The organism is Endozoicomonas sp. ONNA2, from assembly GCF_024606365.1.
Taxonomy (GTDB): Bacteria; Pseudomonadota; Gammaproteobacteria; order Pseudomonadales; family Endozoicomonadaceae; genus Endozoicomonas.
In genome coordinates, this window is sequence record NZ_JAHHPO010001112.1 from 1 (window position 1) to 4702 (window position 4702).

Here is a 4702-nt window from a genome sequence, read left to right on the forward strand (position 1 = left end):
AAACAATATTTTGTATGACCAACCCTTTTCCATATCCTTTACGTGTCAAAGCACCATTGGTTGAGGAACCCGGAGAATGATTGGTTTAAGCGTTGAGACATGCTGTAAAAAAATACTGGCAATTACCATTTTTTCAGTAGCCTCAACTTTAATCACCTCAACATTTATCCAAAGTGTTTATGCAGCAGCAAAAAACTCTGAAACTTCATGTAGTGATTATAAAAAAATTCAAGATGACAAAATATCCGGCATCAGCACCGGCGATATCTTCTCTGCTGGCACTGCCTGGATGCAATACACCCACAGCAAGGCAACACAGGATAGCAAGGACCATGTACTGGGCTATCATGCCCGAACCAATGGCTTCTCGATGGGTGCAGACAGTCCTCTGGCAGAGGATCAAAATATAGCAGTGGGTATTGCCTACACCTATGCAAACGGAACAGTAGAAGGAAAAGACGGCTCAAGCAACCACATCGACACGGATACCCATATCGTCAGCCTTTACTCATCGTACCTGGAAGATGATTTTTTCTTTGATGGTCGAATGAGTTACTCCTTTGGCAAGAATAACGGGCACCGCTTCGTGGGTGGTCATCAGCATGATGCAAAATACCATACCCGAAGCTTTGGAGTAGGCATGATAGCGGGCTACACCTACGGTGATAAGTTGAGCTGGCAGCCCAGGGTAGCCTTTCGTTATTACACCATCAACACCGACGATTATACCGAGTCCGCCAGAGATCCTGCCCAGACCCACCCGTCTTGCGATCAGGTCAGTAATGGAACCTATCACTTAGTGCAACTCGGTGCTGGCCTGAAGTTGATGGGAGAGATTGATACCCACGCTATGGTCATCAAACCAGAGCTTGGGCTGATGGGCTTTCACGATTTCAAAAAAGATCCAATTGCCATCACTGCGCATTTTGCTGCAGGTGGTGAAAGCTTCCTGATCCATGGTACTGACCGGAATGCCAGCCGCTATGAGTTGGACGCAAGTACGAAGGTGGAAATCAAGAGAAATTCCACCATTACCTTTCGATATTTACGCCATTGGACCGATAATTTCAGAGTCAATGGGTGTATTGCCAGGGTTCGTTATAACTTTTAGAAACCCTCTCCATTTTCCTCAAGCCGATTTTTCGTTTTCAGCATTCTTTCCCGCAGGAAGCACATTACGGGATCAGTCACTCTAATAAAAGCATCAACCTTGCCATTGTGACCTGGTTTGCATGTTGTTACGTACTCAATAGCCTCTTCGGCGGTTGCAAAACTCATACGACCCTCACCATTGTCTGAAGTATAAAAGTCTCGATTTTCGTCGAAGTTGTGAGGGTCATAGACCATATATTCGAAAGTGCCATCTGCTTTTCTGTTACGATAGACACCAAAAGCGTGTGCAGGCTGGCCAAGTATGGCTGTTGATGAGGAGTCCCAAATTGTGGGATCCGTAATGTCTTCACGATTGACTATGCGTATATCGCCAATTTGTTTTTCAGCATTTTTTCTTGCTTCTTTTGTAAGCTTATAATATCCATCAGAGTCCTCTTCCACCAAAAAATTCGGGTATTTTGGGTCTGGATTAACCCAAATAAGCAAATGAATCATTGAAAACAAGCCAAAAGGATAGTTGCCATTAGCCATAATTTTTCTTGCTTCTTGTGGATTTGAACTGTGGTTGATCATTTCTTCTAAAAAAGCAACCAAGACGAGAAAAGAAAACTTATAGCCTGTAGTCTGATAAAGCCCCAATCTCAGTGCATCAAAACCACAACTCCACCATTTGCCTATCTTTCGATTGTTATCAATGGCTGGGCCTAAACCAAACCTGACATTCTCGTAGGGTTTGTAAATATTACCCTCGTTGTTATAAACCTCGAGTCTTTGTAAATAATTGCCAACCTTGTTTGAACTATCATCTGAGTATCCAGGGAAACCGGCCCCTCCGACTGTTGATCCGTCTGGACAATCACTGAACGAACCGACACGTACCAACTTCATCTGGCCATTACTTTTATCACGCACCTTAAGCACTTCTTCAATTGAGTACCATTTACAATTTGGCTGACGATACTGAACCTTATATTTCGATATAACCTCATGGTTTTTATTACCAAATACGATATTATCTATGGCATCTAAATTCATTACTTCAACTTTAGGCGAGGTGTTTTCAATCCATAATTCCCCTGCCTCCTTTCTCATCTCTTTGTAAGCGGTACTCACATCTGGTGATGTCGACTCTGCTTCGCTTAGAAATCGAACTCGGGTTGTAACCGTTTCGTCTAAAGAAAATGTGAATGGTGAATTCACCGGTACCCGAGGTTCTTGGGGTAATGGGGGAGGGCTACCTGATGTTGCGGGAGGGCTGCCCGCAGTTGACGGTTGTCGGGCAGTATCCTGTGCAACAGATACATCGTAGTCATCCAATGCCCGTTTGACCGGTGCTGCAAACCAGGCATCCGGATGACATAACATCAAAGGCTTGGCTTCTTGTAACAATTCGACGGTGAATTTACCAAAAGTCGCTTTCACTGCTCCGGCGATGGCTTTTGCCGCACGGACAACGAAGAAACTGTCTTCGTGCTTGTGCCAACAGTAAGACATGGCACTCAACGCACCCAGTTCCACAGAACTCATCGCAAATCTCCTTTTTTTTCTTGATAACCTAAAGTGTATGACATAAAAACTGCCTATAAGTTCAACCACAAGCCATTTTGACAACAAATGTGCCACGCACAAATACAGGGTAAACTGGTCTACTGTGAATCATTCGGGAGCACCACAGGGATGAACCTTGATGGCCAACACTTCAATAATACCTACTCACGCTTGCCTGACTACTTTTATACAAGGCTGGACCCAACCCCCCTGGAGAACCCGAAACTGGTGGCCTTTAGCCCATCAGCCGGCCAGCTGCTTGACCTTGAAGACACCCGGGAGACCCGGGAAAAACTGACCCAAATCGGTTCCGGAAACGGTGCATGGCCCGGTTCAGAGCCACTGGCCATGGTTTATTCCGGCCATCAGTTTGGGGTCTATAATCCCCAACTGGGTGATGGCCGGGGGCTGTTGCTGGGGGAGCTGGTCAATACCCGGGGAGAAAAGTGGGACCTGCATCTCAAAGGTGCCGGGCAAACCCCTTACTCCCGATTTGGTGATGGCAGAGCCGTTCTGCGCTCCTGTATCCGGGAATATCTCGCCTCAGAAGCACTCCACCACCTGGGCATTGCGACGACCCGCGCGTTGTGCGTGGTCACCAGCGATACGCCGGTTTATCGGGAAACCACGGAAGCTGGCTCGACACTGCTCCGGCTGGCCAAAAGCCATATCCGCTTTGGTCACTTTGAATACTTCTTTTACAACAAACGCTATGAAGCCTTAAAAGCGCTGGCTGATTACACCATTGAGCACCACTTTCATCATCTTAAAGGAGTGGCAGGCAGCGACTATCAGCGGTTTTATGCAGAAGTCGTGCATCGTACCGCAACCTTGATTGCCCGGTGGCAGGCCGCAGGTTTTGCCCACGGTGTTATGAATACTGACAATATGAGCATTATCGGGGATACCTTTGATTATGGCCCCTATGGTTTTATGGACGATTTTAACTGGCAATATATCTGCAATCACTCGGACCACTCTGGCCGCTATGCCTTCAGCCAACAACCCGACATTGGCTACTGGAATTGTGGCAGGCTTGGCCAGGCGCTGGTTCCGCTGTTTGATGATGTTGCCTTAATCCAGAAAGCGCTGGACCAATACCCACAAATCTACACCACAACCTACACCCGTTTGCTGCTCGATAAGCTTGGGCTGTTGGTGGAACAGGAGAAAGACGCAGAACTGGTTCGCGATCTGCTGCAGCTACTGCACGATAGTCGCTGTGATTACACGCTGTTCTTCCGTACCCTCAGCAACTTTCCTGCAAAACAACCGGGTAAACAATTGGCGCCGTTTGTTGGCCACCCATCACTTGCCCCCTGGCTGGATAGATACAGGGAAAGGCTGAAAACAAACCCTCTGGACGAGCAAAGCCGCCAGAAACGAATGAAACAGGTAAACCCGAAATACATTCTCAGAAACTACCTGGCACAACAGGCGATCGAAAAGGCAGAGCAAGGTGACTACCAGGAAATCGAAAACCTGATGAGCGTGCTGACCTCACCCTGCGATGAGCACCCTGATTTTGAACACTTTGCCGAGAAGCCCCCTGAATGGGGCAAAAAACTGGAGATCAGCTGCTCTTCCTGAAGGGAATCCATGTTTATCCGGCCGCTTTCCCGTTAAGATACCCTCAATTAACCGAAGCAGTGAGATAACAATGGCCAGAATGATTCAATGCGTCAAACTGAAAAAAGAAGCGGAAGGTCTGATGGTTCCACCGCTACCCGGTCCAAAGGGTCAGTGGATTTTCGAGCATGTTTCCCGGGAAGCCTGGACTCAATGGCAGGCGCACCAGACCCGCCTGATCAACGAAAAGCACCTGAACCTGTTGACACCGCAAGCCCGGGAATATCTTATGGAACAGATGGATAAGTATTTCTCTGGCGAAGAATTTGATGCCGCCGAAGGCTATGTGCCGGAGGATAACTAACGCCCATAAAGCTGCTTTTGCTGGCTATTCTCAACAAAACGTATTGAGGGTAGCCCCAGGGCGATAGAACCAGACGTACGACCATCCACTAAACACAAAACTTGACTT

General features: G+C 47.4%; 4 protein-coding genes. 3 read left to right on the forward strand and 1 reads right to left on the reverse strand.

The window, feature by feature from the left end:
- Positions 1-76 precede the first annotated feature (76 nt).
- Positions 77-1111, forward strand: a complete 1035-nt coding sequence (locus KDK14_RS19725; RefSeq protein ID WP_257266928.1) for an autotransporter outer membrane beta-barrel domain-containing protein — start codon at positions 77-79, stop codon at positions 1109-1111.
- On the opposite strand, the gene KDK14_RS19730 is transcribed toward KDK14_RS19725, so the two are convergent.
- Positions 1108-2640, reverse strand: coding sequence for a hypothetical protein (locus tag KDK14_RS19730; protein ID WP_257266929.1), 1533 nt, complete (start codon positions 2638-2640; stop codon positions 1108-1110). The genes KDK14_RS19725 and KDK14_RS19730 overlap by 4 nt on opposite strands.
- A gap of 150 nt (positions 2641-2790) precedes the next feature.
- Between KDK14_RS19730 and KDK14_RS19735 the strand changes: the two genes are divergently transcribed.
- A complete protein-coding gene (locus KDK14_RS19735; protein WP_257266931.1) occupies positions 2791-4251 on the forward strand; it encodes a YdiU family protein in 1461 nt (486 codons plus the stop codon).
- Between the two features lie 70 nt (positions 4252-4321).
- The gene (locus KDK14_RS19740; protein ID WP_257266934.1) at positions 4322-4594 is read left to right on the forward strand and encodes an oxidative damage protection protein; all 273 of its coding nucleotides are present in this window, start codon (positions 4322-4324) and stop codon (positions 4592-4594) included.
- Positions 4595-4702: the final 108 nt, after the last annotated feature.

Bases quoted from the DNA above. Each gene is read 5' to 3' on its own strand.
- KDK14_RS19725 (WP_257266928.1), top strand. From the start codon at position 77: ATGATTGGTTTAAGCGTTGAGACATGCTGTAAAAAAATACTGGCAATT.
- KDK14_RS19730 (WP_257266929.1), bottom strand. From the start codon at position 2,640: ATGAGTTCTGTGGAACTGGGTGCGTTGAGTGCCATGTCTTACTGTTGG.
- KDK14_RS19735 (WP_257266931.1), top strand. From the start codon at position 2,791: ATGAACCTTGATGGCCAACACTTCAATAATACCTACTCACGCTTGCCT.
- KDK14_RS19740 (WP_257266934.1), top strand. From the start codon at position 4,322: ATGGCCAGAATGATTCAATGCGTCAAACTGAAAAAAGAAGCGGAAGGT.